The sequence below is a fragment of the Novosphingobium sp. SG919 genome (assembly GCF_012932495.1).
Classification (GTDB): domain Bacteria; phylum Pseudomonadota; class Alphaproteobacteria; order Sphingomonadales; family Sphingomonadaceae; genus Novosphingobium; species Novosphingobium rhizosphaerae.
In genome coordinates, this window is sequence record NZ_JABCNG010000002.1 from 192,203 (window position 1) to 213,337 (window position 21,135).

A 21,135-nucleotide genomic window follows, 5' to 3' on the forward strand; every position below is an offset into this window, starting at 1 on the left:
ATCGGTCAAAGCCAAAGCGGAAAATACGCTGAAAACTGCCGAATTTGCGAGATTAACCGGCACTCTGCGGACGCGCGGTATGCTGCGGGTTCCGCCAGTCGATTCCTTCGAGCAGACGGGCCAATTGTGCCGGCGTCAGCGACACCGTACCATCCTTGGCCGATGGCCAGATGAAGCGATCTTTCTCCAATCGTTTGACATAGAGCGACATGCCGACGCCATTGTGCCAGATGATTTTGACCAGCGCGCCAGCGCGTCCGCGGAACACGAAAAGGTCACCGCCGTGGGGATTGCGCTGGAGGCCTTGCTGCACCAGCAACGCGAGGCCCTGCATGCCTTTGCGCATGTCCGTGTGCCCCATCGAAATCCACACTCGCACCGTCGATGGGATCACCGCAGCGCCTTCAACGTTGCTTCGACCAGCGCCGCAGACGCACACGGGAAGACCGTCATGCGCATCTTGTTGCCTAGTTCCACCACGACGGCGGGCGACGGTTCCGAAATCGGAACATCGACGTTGCCAGCATCGACCACAGCCTCAGCGAACTGCGGCCCTGCGATCTGTTGGCGCAACTTGTGCCGCCAGGTATAGATACGTGCCGTCGAAATATCGTGCCGACGAGCAACGTCAGCAACGCAAGCCCCTGGCGCTGCGGCCTCCGCCAAAATCCGCAGCCGTTCCTCGTCGATCCATCGCCGACGACGCTCTGGCCCGTGCATAACCGTAATCTGCCGCATCAACCGCTCCTGAGTGCGCTCTCAAGAGCGTCCTTAAGAGCGCTCGCTCAGCACCGGACAAGGCGGGTCACGCCGGATGGATACGTCCTCCAAAAACAGCAGTTTTCCGAGAGAAATGTGAGTGCTTTCGAGTCCTCTCCTGCTCCGACCTGCCGGGGCTGGTCACCGCGCAGGTTACCGAGAACACTTATGACAGCGCCACGGGGCGTATGCTGCTCATTCCGCAGGGGGCGCGGCTGATCGGCAGCTATGACTCGGTGGTGGCGTTCGGGCAGAGCCACGCGCTCGTGGTCTGGCAACGGATCGTCTTGCCAGACGGCAGTTCGATCCGGATCGACAATGTGCCGGCAACCGATCCGTCAGGCTATGCGGGCCTCTCGGATAAAATAGATTTTCACACCTGGTCGCTGCTCAAGGGAGTGGCGGCATCGACCCTGCTCGGCGTGGGTGCGAACCTGACATTCACCGGCGAAAGCGATCTCGTCCAGGCGATCCGGGAATCAACCCAACAGAACGTGTCCCGCGCCGGTGACCAGCTCACGTCGCGCAATCTGCAAATCCAACCCACGATCACCATACGGCCAAGAGCCCCCATCCGGCTTGTCGTGCATCGTGATCTGATCCTGGCACCCTGGAAACCATAGGAGGCCGTCGATGCCCGAACTCAAGCTGGCCCGCATCCCCGATCGTACACCGGTGAAACTGACCGTCATGGTCATGCCCGACCTGCATCTTGCCCTGACTGATTATGCCCGGATCTACGCCGACACCTATGGCCGCGAGGAGCCAGTCGCCGAGCTGATCCCGGCCATATTATCCGCCTTTCTGGACAGCGATCGCGGCTTCCTCCTTGCCCGCGAAGCTCTTGTCCGCGAGCAGTCAAAATGACGCAGCCGGCGAAGGAACGTGACCGCGTCAAGCGGATCGACGAGGTCAAGCGCCACGCAGCATCGAATGGGCGGCCTTATCTTGTCGCCTTCGCATCGATCACTAATGGCTAAACTACCTCTTTGATGCCGGCATATCGCTGCCTGAAGGGCCGCCATTTTCAGTTGCTATATAACCCAGATAGCTCGTCAGGCCAGCTTTGCAGCGCGGGCCAAGCGACGAAGGTGCTGCGCGCTTGGCTTGGGACTGCGACGCTGAGTTGCACGATCCACAGCGACCAGTCCGAACTGTGCCCGATAGCCAAAGGCCCACTCATAGTTGTCGAGCAGGGACCAATGGATATAACCGGTGACGGTGACGCCGTCGCGCACGGCAGCGCGCAGCCCCGCAAGGCTTTCGTCGATGAAGCGAATGCGCAGGGCATCGTCTGCCGTGCCGATCCCATGCTCGCTGACCAGCACGGGAACCCTTGCGACAGAGGCCGCGTAGCGCACCACGTTGCCGAGCGACGCGGGGTGAACTTCCTGATGCAACTGGGTGAACACGGAGCCGGGCGGCGGCGGAACCACGCCTTGCGGCCCAACCAGCTGTCGCGTGTAATTCTGCACGCCAAGGTAATCGTCGTCACGCGCAAGTGCTAGCCAGGCACCATAGCGCGCATCGCGCATGGCCGCGGCGTGCCCTTCACTACCCCGCGCATCCTGAAGATCGTCCATAGCCAGGGTGATCCCCACCGGAAGCCCTGGCCGGGTACGACGCACCGCTTCGCGCGCCGCCACGTGCGCCTCTCGCACGATGGGCTTGGATGCCGCCACATCATCAAGCAGGAACGTGCCGAATCGCTCGGCGCCCACGGCGCGTGCCGCAGCATGCTGCACTCGCCTTGCGCCTTCGGGCGTCACATAATCCACGAACGACATGTTGGCCTCGTTGATGGTGGATAAGCAATCGATGAGGTCACCACAATGTTCGGCCACCCGCGCGGCATAGCGGGCGAACAGCGGCACGATCGCCGGGTTTGAAAAGCCGCCCTGACGCGCGACCCATAGCGGCGCGGTAAAGTGGAACAATGTGACCACGGTGCGCAGGCCGGCGGCCCGGCAGACCTGCAACACTCGGCGGTAATGGTCCAACTCGGCGCGCGAGAACGCACCCTCTCGGGGTTCGACCCGTGCCCATTCGATCGAAAAGCGATAGGTATCGAGCCCCAGCCCCGCAACGAGCGCAATATCAGCGGCATAGCTATGATAGTGGTCGCAGGCATCGCCCGACTGGTTGGCAAAGCCGGCTTCGGCAAGCCCTTCCACCAGCCACAGGTCGCTGTTCACGTTGTTGCCCTCCACCTGGAAAGCCGAGGTGCCCGCACCCAACATGAAGCCGGACCGAGCGGCCGCTGCTCCGGCTGCCGCGGCCGGCGCCAGCAGGGGCAGGCTCGCCGCCGTGGCCGTCGCGGCCAGCGCCTGACGCCGGGTCAAGTCCATCAGAACATATACCCCAGCTGCAAACCGATGGTGCGGAACGAGTTCAACCCAAAGCGCTGCTGGACCGTGGCGATACCGGCGTTGCCATCGGCGGATTCGAGGCCGAGTGCCACCGGCACGCGCTGGTCGGTGCAGTTCTTGCAGAACACCGAAGCGCGCCAATTGTCCCCGCGCACGCCCACGCTGCCGCCCAGGATATCGGCCTCGCCATAAGTCGTGCCGCTGTAAGGCTGGATCGTGTAGTTCATCGAAGCGCGGTGGTAATAGTTGGCCGACACGACAGGACGCAGCGCGCCGCTGGTCTGGAACTCGTAGGAGACGTCGAGCGTCCCGGTGAACGCGGGCGCCAGCGGGGTCTTGCGTCCCGCCGCGTTGTAGGTCGTGCAGCCTTGCCCCGGATAACACTGCGCCCCCGCAAAATCGCCAAAGTGCGAATCCAACAGCGTCGCGTTGGCGTTGATCGCCAGGCCCGGCACGGGACGCGCGGTAAGGGTCATTTCGATTCCCCTGGTCTTCACCGTCGCCGCGTTCTGGGTGACGAACGAGGACGTGGTGAGGTCGAACGACTGCACCTGGTAATTGTCGAAAATGGAACGGAACGCCGAGAGGTTGACCGTCAATTTGCGGCCCAGCCAGCTGGTCTTGATCCCCGCTTCCAGGTTCTGATTGGTTTCCGGCTTGATCGCCAAGGGCGCAATGACACTGGCTTCGGTGTTGTTGAAGCCGGGGCCCTTGTAGCCACGGCCATATGTGACATAGGCCATCGCATCGCGCCCGAACGTGTATTGCGCGCCCAGCTTGTAGCTGAAATTGGTGTTGGTGGTCCGCTCACTGCGGCCCGGCTGCACCGATCCGAACGCGACGAAATAGGCGCCCTCGTTCTGGACAAGGTCGATCTTGACGATATCGCGTGTCACGCGCCCGCCGCCGATCAGTTGCAGGTGGTCCGTCACTTTGTAGGTCAGCTGACCGAACGCGGCGAGGCTGTCGTTGGTCTGCAACACACGGTGATCGGTGCCGAGGAAATAGTCGTTGCTGCCCGGACAGGCCGGCACCGCTGTCGCTCCCACGCAGAACGGGAACTGCGGCAGCAGAAACGCGGGAAAATAGTTGTTACCAGCTATCTGCGAGGCTTCGCGCAGTCGCGAATGGAACGCATAGAGACCCGCCTGCCCGCTCAGCCGGCGATCGCTTGGCAGGGCCAGGCGCAGTTCGTTGCTGACCTGGTCGAAACGGCTGACGTTGGCATTGATGTCGGCGCCGTTGAGCACCGTGCCGTCGGTGTCGAGCTGCTGGTTGCGGTTGAAGCTCTTCCACGCGGCGATGTCGCTGATTTCAAGGCCATTGTCCAAGACATAGCTCGCCTTGGCTTGCAGGCCGCGGCGATCGAGGTCACGGTAATAGCCGCCGTTGCCCGCGACGGTGATATTGTCCGGCCCTGCGGTGATTCCGCTGGCGGTCAGCGCGGCGGCGTTGACGCTGCCGCTGCCCAATTCGCGATAGGCGATGTCGAACATCCCCAGTACACCACGGTCCTGGCCGATCTCTCCGATTGCCAGTAGACTGAAGGCGTCGTTAGGCTTGTACAGCAGGCTGGCCCGCACGCCAAACCGCCGCAGGTCCAGTTCGCTGCGCGCGCCGGCATCGACAGGACCAGTGAACGCCGTGATCGGACGCTGGTATTCGTTGAAGCCGGCCACGCGCAGCGCGACACTTGATCCCAGCGGCAGGTTTACCGCACCGCGCGCCACCACGCCGTTGGACCGGCTGGCCGCGGTCGGCCGCGTATCGAGCTCAAGGTCGAACTGCCCCGAGGTCTTGCCCAGTTCCGGACGCGCGCTGCTGACGTTGACGAGCCCAGCAGAAGCGTTGCGGCCAAACAGCAGGCCTTGTGGCCCGTTGAGCACTTCGACCTGCGAAAGATCGTAGAAGCTGTAAACCAGGCCGGGGTTGGCCAGGTTCACTTCGTCCTGGGCGAAAGCGACGCTCGATTCGATCGAGTTCGAAAAGGCCGACGTACCAACGCCGCGTACCGAGAAATTGTTGTCCGCGCCGGCTTGAAGGCTTGGGGCGGCGAGAGTCATCTGCGAAAGATCGTTGAGCCCGCGCGCCTTGAGCGCATCGGATGAAACAGCGGTGACGCTGACCGGCACGGTCTGCAGACGTTCAGGCCGGCGCTGCGCTGTCACGATGATTTCGCCAACGGCAAGGGCTGCCTGGTCGTCGCCGCCAGCTTTGGCATGGGCAATTTCGGCAACAGGCATGGCGAGCGCGATCGATAGCAGGCCAGCACCGGCCAGCTTCGTCCACTTGGACATCAGGATCCTCCCTTCAGGACAGTTTTGTTGAACAGCTGGCTAGTCGTCAATTTACGTTCAGTCAAGAACGCATGTTAGTTACAGCTTGATCGTACGCAGTGTCCTGTGCTTTTCCTGCATCACACAGGATGGATCCATGACAGAGCAGACGCGCAGGCGCCGCAGCCAGGAAGAACGAACAGCAGAAACCCGCGAGGCGCTGATCGACGCAGCCATCGCCGTAATTCACCAAGCCGGCTATCCGGCTGCCAGTACGGCGTTGATCGCAGCGCAAGCAGGCGTGAGCCGGGGTGCCATATTGCACCAGTTCGGCACACGGGCGATGCTGATGGCCGAAGTGGTTGCCGAAGTCTATCGACGCGAAGCAATCATCTATGAGGAACTGGTTGCGCAGGGATTGACCGGCCAAAAGGTGCAGGACTGGCCTGCGATCCTGCTCGACGTACTGGACCGACCGGCTGGCGTTGCCGTGCTGGAAATCCTTCAGGCCAGTCGCAGCGATCCAGAACTTGCCGAGCTGGTACGCAACCGGCAGGCTGACGTGGAAGACGCCGCACTTGCAACGGTGCAAATGGGCCTTGGCGGAGGTCGAGAAACGGCCCTAGCTGTTATGCGGCTGATGGTCTGGTCGGTGCGTGGCCTGTCGATCGCGAACCTGGTGATGCCCACCGGCATCGACACCCGCACGCCGGTGGCATTGCTAAGCAGCCTGTTGTCCTTTGCAGCGCCTAGCGGCCGCATTGATGAACTCGAACCTTTGCTGGCAAGGTTCGCTCAGTCCCTTGAACAGCAAACCTCGTAGTAACCTCGCGGGTGCATATCAATGCTATGCCTTGCAGCCGCGATCACCACGCCGTGGTCCAGCGCACCAATCGCGGGCCAGGCCAATCGGTTCAATACCATAAGGAATCAGGTGGACAGGTCCAGCTTGCTCGGTCGGTGAAGAACCATGAGCACCGGCTCCGCGGCGTCCGCGCGCAGACGTTTGGGGGGGGCGTGTTGCGCGAAAAGCGCGCACGCCGCTTGATCTCGTGAACAGTTATGTCTTGCTGAAAATGCCGGCGGTGGATCACACTGGGCAGGTGCATGTCGATCACTCCGGTACCTACCGACTGTCAGCCGGAGGTGTCCATTTCCAGGCGCTGGCAAGCCCGGCGGATCGACACGCCCAAGTCACTGCGAAACCCGTTTGCCAGCTCGCGCTTGCGAGCATGCCTCACAGTTTTCGGCGGATGACGTCCTGCAATATCTCCTTGTCGAGCGAGAGAACCGCCACAAGCTTGCGCAGCTTGGAATCCTCGTCCTCTACCTGCTTCAGCAGCCGCATGTCTGGCGGCAGCATGCCGTCGCACTTCTTCTTCCAGTTGAAGTAGATCGCCTGGCTGACCCTGCCTTGCGGCAGATGTCCGCAAAGAGAACACCGTCCGCTCCCTCCTGCCAGCCAGCGTGAATACGGCGAAAAACGCTAACTCCAGGCGATCCAGTTTTCCGGGGTCAGATCAGCGCGCAGCATGACCACCGAGCGCAACACCGGTTCGGTCAAGACCGCATTGATCAACGCAGGAATCGAACAGGCCGTGCCAACGCCGATAGCCGCGCGCGAGGCTCTCGATCGCTTCCACGGGATGATGCGCTCGAAAGACAAGGCGCGGCTCGATCCGTGGATCGTCATATACAAAGTTGCTGCCTTTGCCGCCGGCGTTCAGGCAGACAAGGACGCCGTCGCCACCGCAATCTGACGCCGTGGTCCAGCGGACAAGTGAGGGCAAGGTCAACCGCCTGAAAGCCATCAAGCGACAGATGTACGGCTGCGCCAAGATCGACCTACTCTATACCAAAGTTATGGCGCCAGTATGATCTGAATTGCACGGAATTTGAGTCAGACCCAATTTTGCACGCCGCTCCACAAGCGGATCAAGGTCAAGGTGGCCCATACCAAGCGTTCGCACAGCCGCACTGTCATGATGCGGGCTCACCCGCTGCAGTCGCAGGAAACGAAGTTCAGCGCAGCTAGATGCTGTTCGTTGCCTTGGCGCAGGCATTCCGGGTGCCGGGCGGCGTGCCACAGTGCGGAGTTTTTGATAGTATGAAGACAACGGACGACAAAATCAGCCACCAAGGCGCACACGGGCACGCACTGGCGGTTCAACGGGACGGAACATGCGGCGCGACGATTGCCCCCTGCCCCGCTCACGCCGCAACGACGGGTGCCAGAGCGCTCAGAATTTTCCACAGAGCATGCATAAATGCGTAAATGTCGACGTCGACAATTAGCTGTTGACGACGTCGACATGAGCAGCCTACACAATCATCTCATCGGAAGAAGCCGGAGAGGACGGATGACAGCAACAGCATCGCGCATGGAAGATGCCGGCGTGGGTCGAAACTGACTGCACGTCTCGCCTGCGGCCGCACCACCCGCAGTGCCCGGACCAATCCCGCAACGCCCGTCCCAGGCTGCGGGTTGGCCGCACCCGCTGCCCTCATTCCGCTCCGGCAACGAGTTATCGCCCATGCCCACACCAAGAAATCTCGCCGCGATCGAAGCGGGTGGAACCAAGTTCGTCTGTGCGTTGAGCACGCCCGAGGGTGACGTGCTGGCACAGGCCGCCTTCCCCACCCGCACACCGGCTGAAACCTTTGCCGACCTTGCGGACTTCTTCCGGGCCGCGCAGGCACGCCACGGCGATGCAGTCCGCACGGGCCTGGCCGCATTCGGCCCGATCGACCTCGATCCCGCATCCCCATCGTTCGGATGCCTGGTCACCACGCCCAAGGCTGGCTGGTCGGGAACGAATATCGTGCGCGCCGTGGCCAGTGCCGTCGGCGCCCCGGTGGTTGCCGAAACCGACGTGAATGCCGCGGCACTTGGCGAAGGATTGCAAGGCCAGGCCACCGGTCTTGCCAATTTTGCGTATGTCACCATCGGCACCGGGATTGGGGTTGGCGTCGTGCTGGACGGCCAATTGCGCCAGACATTCCCTCACCCGGAAATCGGACATCTCCAGGTCTCGCGCGCACCGGGCGATGGCTTTGCCGGCACCTGCCCGTTCCACGGCGATTGCCTTGAGGGCCTGGCTTCCGGGCCGGCCATGAAGGCACGCTGGGGTCGCGCGGCAGAGGAACTGGCGCCCGATCATCCGGGTTGGGACATGGCCGCACACTATATCGCGGCACTATGTGTGAACCTGGCCTATACCTTGCGGCTCGATCGCATCGTGCTGGGCGGCGGGGTCATGTCGCCGCCGTTCCTGGTCGATCGCGTGCGCGTCGGCTTTGCCGGGTTGATGGCCGGCTATGCCCTGGGCCCACGCGCAGTGGCGACGGAGACATTCATCATGCCGACGGCCCTGCTCGAAACGTCGCCAGCGCTGATCGGCGCGATGGCGATGGCCCGGCGCGCGGCCGGGGACGCCTGACATGCGCCGCATACTGCGCCTGAGCATCGGCACCCTGCTTGCCTCCACCGCGTCCTGCACGGACAAGCCCGGTGCAGGCGGGCGCGTGCTCCATGTCTGGCAGCACCAGACCGGGCCGGAGGAAGCCGCCGCCAACCAGCAGATGATCGCCCGCTTCGCCGCCGGCCGGCACAACTTTGTCGTAAACGCGCAGACCATCCCGCAAGGTTCCTATCCGCAATCGATCATGGCCGCGGCCATGGCCGGCCGCCTGCCCTGCGTGCTGACGGTCGACAGTCCGATGGTTCCCGCGTTCGTCTGGGCGGGGCACATTCGCCCGCTCGACACGCTGATCGACCGCCAGGCGTTTGCCTCCATCGCGCCACCCGCGCTTGGCCAGTACCAGGGCCATATCTATTCGGTCGGCCAGTTCGACGCGGCGCTGGCGATCTTCACCCGGCGATCGACGCTGGCGCAGATCCACGCCCGCATCCCCACGCTGGCACAGCCGTGGACGCGCGCTGAATTCGACGATGTCCTGCGCAAGCTCAAGGCCACCGGACGCTGGCAGGTGCCGCTGGACCTGGGCACCCGCGAACCCAACCCGAACTGGTGGACTTATGCCTATAGCCCGATGCTGCAGAGCTTTGGCGGCGACCTGATCGACCGCAAGACCAATCGCACGGCTGACGGCGTGATCAATGGCGCGCCAGCCCGGGCATGGGCGGCCTGGTTCCACGCGCTGTTCGCCAACGAATGGGCGCGGCGCCTGGAGCCCGACGACCAGAGCCTGATGCGGGGCCGCGTTGCCCTTGCCTATACGGGAAACTGGCGAGCCCCCGATCTTGAAAAGGCCTTCGGCAACGACCTGCTGATCCTGCCGCCGCCAGACTTCGGCCATGGCGTGGCAATCGGCGGCGGCAGTTGGCAGTGGGCGGTCAGTTCCACCTGCACGCAGCCGGCGCAAGCCGCGGCGTTCATCCGCCATCTCATCAGCACGCCGGAGATCGCCGCCATGGCCACGGCGGCGGGCATGATCCCGGCAACCGAAGCCGCGGCGCAGCGCACCCAGCGCTTCCGCAAGGGGGGAGACTGGCGCGTGTTCTACGACATGTCGCGCGCCTTTGCCCGGCCCCGCCCCGCCACGCCGGCATTCACCGCGATTTCCAACGCCTGGTACCACGCCGCGCGCGACATCATGGACGGCACGGACCCGCGCGACGCCCTGGACGACGCCGCCGACGCCATCGACCAGTCGATTGCCGACAACAATGGCTATGCGCCTGCTGCGGAGAAGACGAAATGACCCCGCGATGGGCACGCAAGGGGCGCCTCGCGTTCCTGTTCGGCACGCCGGCCATGCTGGGCCTGATCACGTTCCTGGTGATCCCCTTCGCGATGGCGATCGCCCTTACGCTCACCAACCAGAAGCTGCTGTCGCCCCAGCATGTGCAGGCTGTCGGCCTGGCCAACTATGAACGGCTGCTCGGCCTGAAAGTGATGCGCCAGGATGGCATCGCCAGCAGTGATGGCCATGTGACGTTCCCCCGCATTCGTGACGTGACGCGGTCCAGCCCCACCCTGCGGCCCTACCGCCCGCTTGGCGCGATGACCTGGGAAAGCACGCGCTTCGTGCTGCTGGCGCGCGATCCGGTGTTCATGCGTTCGCTGCTTAACACGGCGCTGTTCGCGGTCATGGTGGTGCCGCTGCAATGCGGCCTGGCGCTGGGGCTGGCCCTGCTGGTCAATGCCGGATTGTGCGGCCAGCGCGCCTTCCGCACGATCTATTTTTCGCCGGTCGTCATGTCGATGGTGGTCGTCGCGGTCATCTGGGCGTTCCTGTTCAACCGCGATCTGGGGCTCGTCAATCAGGCGCTTGGCTGGCTTTCGGGCGGCCAGGGCACGCGGATCGACTGGCTCGGCAATCCGGCCACGGCCATGCCCGCCATCGTCATCATGTCGGCCTGGCAGGGCGCCGGGCTGCAGATGCTGATTTTCCTGGCGGGTCTCCAGGCCATCCCCACCGAGCTTTACGATGCCGCGCGGATCGACGGCGCCACGCCGCTGCAACGCTTTGTCCACGTCACCCTGCCCGGCCTGTCCAACACGATCGCTTTCGTCGTGGTGATCACCACGATCGCCGCCTTCGGCCTTTTCACCCAGGTCGACGTGATGACGCAGGGCGGGCCGGCCAATGCCACGAGCACTGTCATGTTCTATGCGATCGAACGCGGCGTCCGCGATCAGGACATCGCCTATGGCTCTACCGTAACCGTTGTCTATTTCGTCCTGATCGCCACGCTGGCCATTCTTCAGCAGCGCTTCTTTGCGCGGCGCGCGGGTGCGCGATGAGGCGGCCGATCAACAGCCGCACGGCCGCCGTGCGCGTGGGCCTCTATGCCATCGCCCTGCTTTTCGTGATCGTGTTCGTCTCGCCGTTCGTGTTCATGGTGATGGCCTCGTTCAAGCCCAACCAGCAGATCTTCGGCGATCTTGGCTCCTTTCGCGCCTTCCTGCCGGTGGGGGCGGTATCGTTGCAGAACTATCGCGACGTGATCGCCACGTCGGGCATAGGCTCCTACGCGCTCAATTCCGCGTTCATCACCGTGTCCACGGTCGGCGCCGGGCTGTTCGTCAACAGCCTTGCCGCCTTTGCGCTCGCCCGGCTGGAATGGCGCGGCAAGGGCCTGGTGCTGGGCCTGATCGTGATCATGCTGATCATCCCGCTCGAAGCCATCGCCGTGCCGATGATGTTGCTGGTTGCCTCCCTGCCCACGCTGGGTTTCGATGGTGGCCTGACCATCCAGTGGTCGTGGCTGGATACCCGGCTGGTGCAGATCGTGCCGTTCGTGGCCAATGCCTTCTCGATCTTCTTCTTCTACCAGGCGTTCAACGACATTCCGCGCGATTTCGACGAAGCCGCCTATGTCGATGGCGCCACCCCCTACCAGGTCTTCCGCCATGTGATCGTGCCGCTTTCGGGCACCACGTTCGCGACGGTGGCGATCATCCAGGGCCTTGCCGCGTGGAATCAATACTTGTGGCCGGTCATCGTGGTGCCGAGCGCCGAGGCGCGGCCGCTGATGGTCGGGCTGCAACAGTTCTTCCGTTTTCAAACCGAATGGGGCGAGGTCATGGCCTATGCCACGCTGGCAACATTGCCGGTGTTCCTGGCCTTCGTCTTCTTCCAGCGCTGGTTCGTGCAAAGCGTGATGGGCAGCGGAGTCAAAGGATAAGTCATGCCTTCACAGGTTGAATTGAACGATGTCCGCAAGGGCTTTGGCGACAGGCAGATCATCAAGGGTATCGACCTGGCGATCCAGCCCAGCGAGTTCATCGTACTGGTCGGCCCTTCCGGGTGCGGCAAATCGACCCTGCTGCGCATGATCGCCGGCCTCGAATCCGTCGATGCCGGTGAAATCCGGTTCGATGGTGTCGTGGTCAACGATCGCACGCCGGCAGAGCGGAACGTGGGCATGGTGTTCCAATCCTATGCCCTCTACCCACACATGACCGTGGCGGAAAACGTCGGCTTTGCCCTGAAACTGGCGCGGATCGATCCCCACGAACGCCAGCGCCGCGTGGATGCTGTGCTGGAATCCCTGCAGTTGAGCGCGCTGCGCGATGCCCGGCCCAGCCAGCTTTCGGGCGGGCAACGGCAGCGGGTTGCGATTGGCCGCTCGATCGTGCGCAATCCGGCGGTCTTCCTGTTCGACGAGCCATTGTCCAACCTCGACACCGCGCTGCGGGTGCAGATGCGCCTGGAAATCAGCCGCCTGCACAACCGGCTGCGCAACACGGTGGTCTATGTCACGCACGACCAGGTCGAGGCCATGACCCTGGCCGACCGGATCGTGGTGCTGGAAGCAGGAACCGTGCAACAGATCGGCGCGCCGCTGGAGCTTTACGAGCGGCCGGCCAACAGGTTCGTCGCGGGGTTTCTCGGCTCTCCCCAGATGGGTTTCCTGCCTGCGCAGGCCCTGGGCCTGAACGGCAATGCCCTGGCCGTGCGCATCGCCGCATCCGGGCAGGTTCTCGCCTTCCCGCACCATGGCGCCCACGCCGGCGCGGTGACGATCGGCATCCGGCCCGAGGACTGCACGCTCTGCGCGCCCGAAGACGGCCATTTCGCCGGTGCGGTGCTGCAGGTCGAACGGCTGGGCAGCGACACGTTCGCGTTTGTCGAAAGCACGGGGACCGAACCGGTGGCCGTGCGCGTGGGCGCCGGCCACACGGTTGCCGCCGGACACGCGGTTGGCATCACGTTCGACCCGGCACGCGCCCACCTGTTTGCCAGCGACGGCGTCACCCTGCCGCGCCTGGCCGCATAGTCATCACCGCTGCCCTCCGCATGGGCACGGCCCAACGGGCATTTTGGAATGCATCATGACCACACCTGACGAAGCCACCCCCCACTATCGGCCAGACTTTCATTTCACGCCGCAGCGCAACTGGATCAACGATCCCAACGGCCTGGTCTATTTCGAGGGCGAATATCACCTGTTCTTCCAATACAATCCGCATGGCAAGGATTGGGGCCACATGAGTTGGGGCCATGCGATCAGCACTGACCTTGTCCAGTGGGAAGAATTGCCCGTCGCCATGCCAGAGCGGGAATTCATGATCTTTTCCGGATCGGTGGTGGTCGATTGGGCCAACACCAGTGGCTTCGGGATCGACGGGGCGCCGCCGCTGGTCGCGCTCTACACCGCGTTTCACCCCGCCACGGAGCGCCAGTCGCAACACGTGGCCTATAGCCACGACCGCGGGCGGTCCTGGATCGAATATCCCGGCAATCCGGTGATCACCGCAAAGCAAGTGCATTTTCGCGATCCCAAGGTGTTCTGGCACGCCCCCAGCCAGGCCTGGGTGCTGGTGGTTGCCCTGGCGCGCGATCACAAGGTGCAGATCTACCGCTCCGCGAACCTGATCGACTGGCAGCTCGCGTCGGAATTCGGACCGGCCGGCCACACCGGCGGCCAATGGGAATGCCCCGACCTGTTCGAAGCACCGATGGCGGGGCAGAGCGGCAGCGCCTGGGCGCTGAAGGTCGATGTCGACAAGGATATGGTCTGCGGTGCTTCCGGCGCGCAAGTCTTCATCGGCACATTCGATGGCCACAGGTTCACGCCGCTCGCGGGCAGTGCCGCACAGATCGTGGATATGGGGCCGGATTTCTATGCCGCCCAATGCTGGTCCGATCTTCCCGGCGATGCGCACGGCCCGCTATGGATCGGCTGGATGAGCAATCATCTCACCGGCAAGGACTACCCCACCCATCCCTGGCGCGGTGCAATGACCATCCCCCGCGAACTGCACGTCAAAGACATCGGCGGCACCATGGTCCTCGCCCAACGCCCGGCCCGCCAGGTGCGCGACCGCCTGCCCGAGTACGGGTTCGGTGGCGTCCTCGCTGATGGCCAGCGGCACAGGCTGGACCGCGAGGGGCAGCCGCTGCGCGGCCAGGTCCTGCTGCGGGCCGACAGGGCCTCGCAGGGCGCATGCACGTTTGCCATCGCCGGGCAGGATGACAGCGGGATCGCCATCACGCTGGACTTTGCCGCCAACCAGATCCGCCTGCGGCGTGGCCGTCACCCCGCCCTGCCGGTCGAGGCCTTCGCTGCGGAAACCGCCTGCGCCATGCCGGCGGGCGACACGATCGAGATGACCATCATCGTCGATGCCTCGTCGGTCGAACTGTTCGTCAACGATGGCGCCGTGGTGCTGACCGCCTGCCACTTCCCGCTCGGCGAAACCACGGTCGAACTGATCGCGCACCCCGGCGCGCGCATCGACTTTGCCTTGCCGGCCGAAGTGCCGACCGAAGCCTGACCGCGCCAAGAGCAACCGGCGCCCACCCCAGCCAAAGCGGTGGGCGCCTTTTTTTGCACCCGCATCATCCAGCGGATCGGCGCGACACGCCACACGCATACAAAAAAGGAAGGGTCGACAAAGACCCTTCCTCGCTTGGCTGGCATGGCGGAACCGGCAGCGGCAGGCTGCTGGTCAGAACCGGTAGTTGAGCGTGAAGCGCCCGGTGCGGCCGAACAGCGGCCGCGCCACGCCGCGATTGCCCTGCCCGTTGGGGGCCTTCAGATCGAAGAACAACGGATCGCCCTCGGTGAACGAAAGCTGGTTGGTCAAGTTCGCCACGTGGAACTGGATCGAGAGCTTGTCGGTCAGATCGATCAACGCACCGGCATTGACGATATAGTACGACGGATAGATCGTGACATTGAGATCCTGCGAATTGGAATAGCGCGCCGAGCGATACTCGTATTGCCCATAGAGCTTGACCGGCAGCCCGGTCAGGGGCTTCATGTCCCAACGCGGCTGGATATTGAGCGTCGTGGTGGCCTGGCGTCCTTCGCGGCGGCCATCCTGGCTGACCGTGCCATACTGGTAGCTGTTCCCCACCTGGTTCACGATGGTGTAGCTGGACCCGTTGACCTTGGGATTTTGCAGCACGACGTTGGCCTTGATATCGAACCCCGGAATGAATGGCGGGCGCACCACCAGTTCGAGTTCGGTGCCATAGTTCGTGGTGCCATAGGAATAGGGCTGATAGACATTGGGGCAGGACGTGATCGTCGCCGTCGTGGCCACGGTCCCGCCGCCGGTGCAGACCGGGGCATTGATATCCTGGTAGATGTTGATCAGCGTGCGCGGCGTGAACTTGTTGTAGAAACCGGTTGCCGAGAAATCGAAGATCCGGCTCTGGAATCGGACGCCGCCTTCGTACTGGTCGATATGCTCCACCGGGTTGCCCATCGGCGCCGATTGCGCAAAGGCGACCCCATCGTTGAAGCTGGGCAGGCGGAACGATTGCGAGGCCAGCGCATAGACCGCCAGGTTGCGCATCAAACTGTAGTTGGCGCCAACCGACCAGCCATGGCCGTAATACCGCTCATCGAGATATTGCGGCGCGCCCAGGGTCTGCACTTGGGTATAGGCGCGGTTGCCCGTCTCGGCACCGCCGGGCAGGAAGCTGGTGCAGCATTGCCGGGTCTGGAAGCGGACGTTGAGCTTCTCGGTCTCCCAGCGGAAACCGGCGTCGATGCGCAGCCGCCCACCCAGCGTTTCCCAGTGATCCTGGATGAACAGCGCCGCGTTCTCCGCATCCCCACTTGCCGCGTTGCCGGCAAAACCGGGCAGATAGCTGCCATTAAGCGACAGCGCCGGGCCGACCTTGCTGCCGGCGGCGTTGACCATGTAGAGGTCGACCAGTTCGACCGGCGAAGCCAGTGTGGTGATCACCAGGCTCTGCTGGAAATTGTAATCGTCGCTGTTGGTGCTGTGATAGGCGCCCAGGGTCAGGTTATGCTTGCCCCACAGGCTGAACTCCTTCTGCACTTTCAGGTTTTGTGCCGCGCTAGAAAGCCGCGAGCGGACGATCCAGGGGATCTGGAAGCTCAGGTTGCTGCCCGCCGCAATGGGTTGGCTATTGCGGGCATAGAACGCGCCCAGCGAGCCGCCCGGCCCGGCGATATTCTGGTTTGCGCCATACTGCGCGCGCAATTGCTCGAAATTGCTGAAGCCGGCATTGATCAGCGGCGTGCGGTACTGCGCGTCGAAATCCGCCGGGCTCAGCGCGTTGAAATAGGTCGCCAGGATATTGCGGTTATAGAACGAGGCATTGTTGGGATGGCCTTCCGACGCCTGGAAATTGGCATCGAATGCGGGCTGGAGAACGTCCCCGATCCATCGGTTGTTGAGGAACGAGGTCGCCGTGGCCGCATCGTTGCCCGCGAACATCGCATTGAAGCCCGACGTGCCCGAGGTGTAGTTCGCGTCGACATCGAAGCGCCAGCCGGAATCGAGTTCCTTGGAAAACTTGGCCGTGATCGTGGTGAAATCGGGATGGATGCCGTCGGCCAGGTCCGCCGTCGTGACGCGGCCACTGTCATCGATCTGCGTGATGTAGCGCGTGGCGGGCGAAAGCAGCGTGCCGTTCTGGAAATTGATGCCGATCGGCTTCACGGTGGACTGGTCGATCACGATCGGATTCTGCGCCGTCCCCGGCGAACTGAACCCCGGCACTTCGATCGGCAGGTTGTTGTAGACGGCCGTGCGATCGTTCAGGTGCGAGACGTAGAGGCCGAACGTGGTCTTCTCGTCGTCACTCTTGTAAGTGATGTTGCCACGAACCTGGCCACCCTTGTCGGCAGTATAGCCGGTGTCGCGCAGGCCGCCGGATGTGCGGTAGAACCCGCCGACGGCAAAGTGCAGGTTCTTGTTGATCGGGCCGGCCAGGTAGACATCGTTGCGAATGAAATCGTAGGTCGCCAGCTCCAGCTTGTAGCCGCCTTCGAAGCGGTCACCGCCGGTCTTGGTGACATAGTTGACGATGGCACCCAGGCCGTTGGAATAAAGCACCCCGCCCGGCCCGCCTTTGACCACCTCGACCCGGTCGGTCATCAGGTCGGTGGAGAAGAACACGTCGTTGTTGGCAAACGGAACGTCGGAATCCTGGTAGACCGGCAGGCCGTCGATCAGCTGCGGCGCATAGCGATAGCCGCTGCTGGGCAGGCCGCGTACCGTCACGTTGTTGCTGCGCTCGCCCGCCGTGCTGCCTTCGGCAAAGAAACCGGGAATGTTGTTGAGCAGGTCCGCCGTGCTGATCGGCGCCAGCCGCTTGATATCGTCCTGACTGAGCGTGTCGATGGTGAACGTGGTATCGAGCTTGCGCGTCTTGCGCACCACGCCGGTCACCACGATTTCGGGGTTGGCGGCGCGCGCAGCCGCCGTGTCCCTGTCCTGCGCGGCATCCCGCCCGGGCGCGGCCTGCGCCTGTGCCGCCAAGGGCGCGCACAACGCCGCAACGGACGCGGTCGCCACCAGCATGGTCATTGGCCGACTGGAACGCATGATCATCTCGTCTCCTCCCCCATTACCTGATCGTTATTGATCCGAGTCGATGGTGAAGCGGATAGAGCATCACATTGTCGACGTCGTCAATCTAAAAATGTCGACGTCGACAATGTGATGGCGGCGCAGGGATTTGCCGCTAAGGTGCGGTTCGCAATGCGGGAGTGACAGTTTGCAGACGATCAAGGACGTGGCCGCGCTGGCTGGCGTGTCGGACAGGACGGTGTCGAGGGTCGTCAATGGCGAGCCCAACATCAGCAGCAAGACCCGCGCCCGGGTCGAGGAAGCGATTGCCCGTCTCAACTACATTCCCAACCTGGCCGCGCGCATGGTTCGCACCAACCGGTCAGGGGTTATCGGGCTGATCACCGACGTGGTGTCGACCACGCCGAATTCCGTGGAAATCATCCGCGGCGTGCAGGAACGGGTCTCCCAGGCAAACCAAAGCCTGCTGATCGCCAACACATCCGGCACGGCCGAAGGAGAAAAGCGCGTTTGGCGCACATTCCAGGAGCACCGCATCGATGGCGTGCTGTTCGCCACCATGTATCACCATGAAATCGACTTCGACCCGAACATGCACAACATTCCCGCGGTTCTGGTCAATTGCTTTGCAGCGCGCGCAAACGTTCCTGCGGTGGTTCCCGACGACCGTGACGGCGGCTATGCCGCCGCGCGCCATGCCCTCGACAAGGGCCACACCTCCATTGCGTTCGTCACGCTCAACCCACTGATCCTGGCGTCGAGCCTGCGTCGCGAAGGTTTTGCCCGCGCCATGGCCGAAGCCGGCGTGCCGATTCGCGAGGAATGGATCGTGCCGGGCATATCCGGCGCCATCGGCAGCGAAACGATGCAGGCCTATGCTGCGGCGCGCCAGCTGCTGGACGCGCCGGCTGCCTCGCGTCCCACCATCATCCTCGCCGGTAACGACGAAATCGCCATGCAATGCATGTTTGCCGCAGCCAGCTTGGGCCTCGGGATCCCCAACGACATCGCGATTGTCGGTTTCGACGATTTCCGCATGATCTCGGAACAAGTGGTTCCGCCGCTCACCACGGTTGCCCTGCCCTACTACCAGATCGGCGTGCGCGCCGCAGACCGCCTGTTCGCGCTGCTGGCCGGGGCGGACGAACAGCCGACGGTGGAGCGGCTGCCCTGCCCGCTTGTTCAGCGCGCCTCGACCTGATCCAGCACGACCGGCGCCGGGCGAAGCCGCCAGGCCCTCGCGTTCGCGGCCGTTTCCATGCTCGAGACAATGCCGAACCCGGTGCTGTCCGCCCTGGTCGGATAGATGCGGAAGGACAGCGCCGCCGCATCGTTGATGAACACATCGACTACGGAATGGTCGACATAAACGTGAAAATCCTGTGGCTTGCCAAACGCGACCTCGTCAAAGGCGCCGCGCAGGACCTGCGGCCCTTCTCCGGTGGCGGCCAACGTTGAACGGCTCTTGTCGACGACGAGTTCGTGCTTGTCCGCGTCGTAATAGAGGCGCGTGGTTTCCTGCCCATCGGCAGACGCAGCCAGAATCACGCCATATTGTCCGGTGGCCGGTGGCGTGGCGAACTGGACGTCGAGCTCGATCGCATGCCCCAGATCGCCCAGATGTCGCTCCCCCACACCGGCTGCGCCGACGACGATCGCGCCGTCCGCATTGCGCAGGCTCGCCAGGGCGGGCAATGGCGACTGGCCCAACGTCCTGCCATCGGGAAGTAGGCGCCAAGCGCGCGGCAAGCCGAACGTATGCGCCCAGCCGGCCTGGCGCTGCGCCTCGGGCGTACGCCGCTCGTCGACAATGCCGATACCCACCAGGGTGCCATCGGCGGTTCGCGAAACGGTCGGGCTGAGATGGCCCGGCACCACATCCAGCATCTTGGGCTCGACGTTATCTGGCATGAACTGCGTGCCGTCCCAGCGCCCGATCCAATAGACCGCGCGCGTGGCCGGCTCGCCATATTTGCTGACCTTGCCGCCGATCGGGTTGGCCACCAGGATATAGCGGTCTGCCGCGATCTTCTCGAAGACCGGCATTTCCCAGATCTGCGAGCCGACGTCCATGGCGGCAAAGGGCGCCAACGGCGGCTGCCGTTTCCAGCATCGCCGGCTCGCCAGGTTGTCGCACCGGTAGTAGGCCAGCCCGCCTGACCCGCCCAGCGCCGCCCCCACGATCATCCGCGCCTCGCCGTTTTCGAACCACACGAATGGATCGCGCATGTCCTGCGCGCCAGTGCGGTCGATCAACGGCCCCACTTTGGTCCAGCGCAAAAGCCCCGGATCGTCGCTGATGGCCAGCGAAACGCCAGGGTTGAAGAAGGCCGCGCTGTGGTTGACGCTGGTGTAGAACGCATATGCGAATCCGGCCGGGCCGATGACCACGTCGCCCGACCAGATGCCCTTCATGTCGAACCCGAAATCGTCGGTCTGCAGTTCCGGGCGCAGTGCCAATGGCAGATCAGTCCAGTGCACGAGGTCGTCGCTGCGCATATGGCCCCAGGTCATCAGGGTCTTGTAGGGCCCGTTGGGCGTGCGCTGATAAAACATATGCCAGGTCGCACCACGCCGGACCAGCCCATGCGGCTCGTTGGTCCAGTTGGCCGGCGGCAGGGCGTGATAGGTGGGACGCTGCAAGTCCCCGGCAAAGCGGGAGGCAGGGACGATCAGCGATCGCACGGCCGGAGGCGGCTTGACAGTCGCGGCCGCCGCCGCCACGGCCACTGGCGGCAAGCGCCCGGCATCGACCCGCACCTCGTCATAGGCAGCGTTGAGGCCATTGATGTTGAACAGGCCAAGCGGTGCCTGTTGCCAACTGTGGGCAATCTGGAACGGTACCGCGGCAGCGCGAAACGTCGTCGGCCGGTGCTTCTGGCAGGCTACCGGCTGCCCGGACAGATAGAGGCATGCCTCCCCACTAGGCGGATCGAACGTCAGTGCGAGGTGGACCCATGCGTTGAGCGGAAACGGCCCCTTGGCCCGGAGGCGTATCGCACCAGCGTCGGTCGAGATGCGCGCGCCCCAACGGCCAAAAGCATCGATGAAGATGTCAAAGCCTCTGTCCCGCGTGGCTTGTTGCACGATCGATGCCGGAACGAGCTGGTCTACTGGCGCCTCATAGCCCGAGGGATAACTTTCCAGCGCAATCCACGTACTGACGGTAAAGCCTCGCACGGACTCCAGCGCCAGAGCACCCGACGCCCAGCTCGAGAAGCCGTCGCTGCGCCAGGCCTGTCCGACAACGCCAGGAACGAAATCCGGCTGGGGAAACTGGGTATGATACGCCGGACCGCCAGAGTCAGACGCTTCGAACGACCATGCGACCAGGGGCTTGTCAGCGATCGGCTTCGGCGCATCGGCGCAGGCAGGCCTCGTCCAGCAGGAAAGTGCGAGCACACCCAACCGAACGGCGCGATGCATGGAGGAATTCAGGGGCACGGTCTCTCCAGTCGT

16 protein-coding genes and 3 pseudogenes are annotated in these 21,135 nt (G+C 63.6%); 12 read left to right on the forward strand and 7 right to left on the reverse strand.

Features of this window, described 5'->3' with window-relative positions; translation table 11 throughout:
- Window positions 1–52: 52 nt before the first annotated feature.
- Together tnpB and FHT19_RS11020 are read right to left on the reverse strand one after the other, a co-directional pair.
- Window positions 53–439 carry an IS66 family insertion sequence element accessory protein TnpB gene (gene tnpB / locus FHT19_RS11015; protein ID WP_348981778.1) on the reverse strand — a complete coding sequence of 129 codons (387 nt, stop codon included), beginning with the start codon at window positions 437–439 and terminating at the stop codon, window positions 53–55.
- Complete coding sequence (locus FHT19_RS11020) at window positions 391–738, reverse strand: transposase (protein WP_169475157.1); 348 nt, start codon at window positions 736–738, stop codon at window positions 391–393. The genes tnpB and FHT19_RS11020 overlap by 49 nt, the downstream gene beginning before the upstream one ends.
- A 143-nt stretch (window positions 739–881) precedes the next feature.
- Here FHT19_RS11020 and FHT19_RS11025 point away from each other — a divergent pair.
- Both FHT19_RS11025 and FHT19_RS11030 read left to right on the forward strand, forming a co-directional pair.
- Window positions 882–1,382 (forward strand): annotated as a pseudogene (locus FHT19_RS11025) (TrbI/VirB10 family protein); the annotation flags it as partial.
- A 10-nt stretch (window positions 1,383–1,392) separates the two neighbouring features.
- Window positions 1,393–1,626 carry a DUF2274 domain-containing protein gene (locus tag FHT19_RS11030; protein ID WP_169475158.1) on the forward strand — a complete coding sequence of 78 codons (234 nt, stop codon included), beginning with the start codon at window positions 1,393–1,395 and terminating at the stop codon, window positions 1,624–1,626.
- A 188-nt stretch (window positions 1,627–1,814) separates the two neighbouring features.
- Here FHT19_RS11030 and FHT19_RS11035 read toward each other — a convergent pair whose 3' ends face one another.
- The gene (locus FHT19_RS11035) at window positions 1,815–3,107 is read right to left on the reverse strand and encodes a family 1 glycosylhydrolase (protein WP_169475159.1); all 1,293 of its coding nucleotides are present in this window, start codon (window positions 3,105–3,107) and stop codon (window positions 1,815–1,817) included.
- On the reverse strand, window positions 3,107–5,425 hold the full coding sequence (locus FHT19_RS11040) for a TonB-dependent receptor (RefSeq protein ID WP_169475160.1): 2,319 nt from the start codon (window positions 5,423–5,425) through the stop codon (window positions 3,107–3,109). The genes FHT19_RS11035 and FHT19_RS11040 overlap by 1 nt, the downstream gene beginning before the upstream one ends.
- 136 nt (window positions 5,426–5,561) lie before the next feature.
- Here FHT19_RS11040 and FHT19_RS11045 point away from each other — a divergent pair, with 136 nt between their 5' ends.
- A complete protein-coding gene (locus FHT19_RS11045) occupies window positions 5,562–6,227 on the forward strand; it encodes a TetR/AcrR family transcriptional regulator (RefSeq protein WP_168553871.1) in 666 nt (221 codons plus the stop codon).
- A gap of 343 nt (window positions 6,228–6,570) precedes the next feature.
- On the opposite strand, the pseudogene FHT19_RS24410 reads toward FHT19_RS11045, so the two are convergent.
- Window positions 6,571–6,877: pseudogene (locus FHT19_RS24410) on the reverse strand (transposase); the annotation flags it as partial.
- Window positions 6,878–6,936: 59 nt separating this feature from the next.
- On the opposite strand from FHT19_RS24410, the gene FHT19_RS11050 reads away from it, so the two are divergent.
- The 8 genes and pseudogenes from FHT19_RS11050 to FHT19_RS11080 all read left to right on the forward strand — a co-directional run bounded on the left by FHT19_RS11050 (window position 6,937) and on the right by FHT19_RS11080 (window position 14,655).
- A complete protein-coding gene (locus tag FHT19_RS11050; protein WP_169475161.1) occupies window positions 6,937–7,164 on the forward strand; it encodes a hypothetical protein in 228 nt (75 codons plus the stop codon).
- 177 nt (window positions 7,165–7,341) lie between these two features.
- Window positions 7,342–7,535 (forward strand): annotated as a pseudogene (locus tag FHT19_RS24415) (IS21 family transposase); the annotation flags it as partial.
- A 403-nt stretch (window positions 7,536–7,938) separates the two neighbouring features.
- Window positions 7,939–8,844 carry an ROK family protein gene (locus FHT19_RS11055; RefSeq protein ID WP_169475162.1) on the forward strand — a complete coding sequence of 302 codons (906 nt, stop codon included), beginning with the start codon at window positions 7,939–7,941 and terminating at the stop codon, window positions 8,842–8,844.
- A 1-nt stretch (window position 8,845) separates the two neighbouring features.
- Window positions 8,846–10,129: an extracellular solute-binding protein gene (locus FHT19_RS11060; RefSeq protein WP_169475163.1), complete on the forward strand. Its 1,284-nt coding sequence runs from the start codon at window positions 8,846–8,848 to the stop codon at window positions 10,127–10,129.
- The gene (locus tag FHT19_RS11065; protein WP_169475164.1) at window positions 10,126–11,175 is read left to right on the forward strand and encodes a sugar ABC transporter permease; all 1,050 of its coding nucleotides are present in this window, start codon (window positions 10,126–10,128) and stop codon (window positions 11,173–11,175) included. Before FHT19_RS11060 ends, FHT19_RS11065 begins: the two co-directional genes overlap by 4 nt.
- Window positions 11,172–12,059, forward strand: a complete 888-nt coding sequence (locus FHT19_RS11070) for a carbohydrate ABC transporter permease (RefSeq protein WP_168553867.1) — start codon at window positions 11,172–11,174, stop codon at window positions 12,057–12,059. Before FHT19_RS11065 ends, FHT19_RS11070 begins: the two co-directional genes overlap by 4 nt.
- 3 nt (window positions 12,060–12,062) lie before the next feature.
- On the forward strand, window positions 12,063–13,154 hold the full coding sequence (locus tag FHT19_RS11075; protein WP_169475165.1) for an ABC transporter ATP-binding protein: 1,092 nt from the start codon (window positions 12,063–12,065) through the stop codon (window positions 13,152–13,154).
- A gap of 55 nt (window positions 13,155–13,209) precedes the next feature.
- On the forward strand, window positions 13,210–14,655 hold the full coding sequence (locus FHT19_RS11080; protein ID WP_169475166.1) for a glycoside hydrolase family 32 protein: 1,446 nt from the start codon (window positions 13,210–13,212) through the stop codon (window positions 14,653–14,655).
- 174 nt (window positions 14,656–14,829) lie between these two features.
- Here the strand turns inward: FHT19_RS11080 and FHT19_RS11085 are convergent, their stop codons facing one another.
- Complete coding sequence (locus tag FHT19_RS11085; RefSeq protein ID WP_169475167.1) at window positions 14,830–17,697, reverse strand: TonB-dependent receptor; 2,868 nt, start codon at window positions 17,695–17,697, stop codon at window positions 14,830–14,832.
- A gap of 166 nt (window positions 17,698–17,863) precedes the next feature.
- Here FHT19_RS11085 and FHT19_RS11090 point away from each other — a divergent pair, with 166 nt between their 5' ends.
- Window positions 17,864–18,877, forward strand: a complete 1,014-nt coding sequence (locus tag FHT19_RS11090; RefSeq protein ID WP_169475168.1) for a LacI family DNA-binding transcriptional regulator — start codon at window positions 17,864–17,866, stop codon at window positions 18,875–18,877.
- On the opposite strand, the gene FHT19_RS11095 is transcribed toward FHT19_RS11090, so the two are convergent.
- Window positions 18,859–21,102, reverse strand: coding sequence for a GH32 C-terminal domain-containing protein (locus tag FHT19_RS11095; protein ID WP_169475169.1), 2,244 nt, complete (start codon window positions 21,100–21,102; stop codon window positions 18,859–18,861). The genes FHT19_RS11090 and FHT19_RS11095 overlap by 19 nt on opposite strands.
- Window positions 21,103–21,135 lie beyond the last annotated feature (33 nt).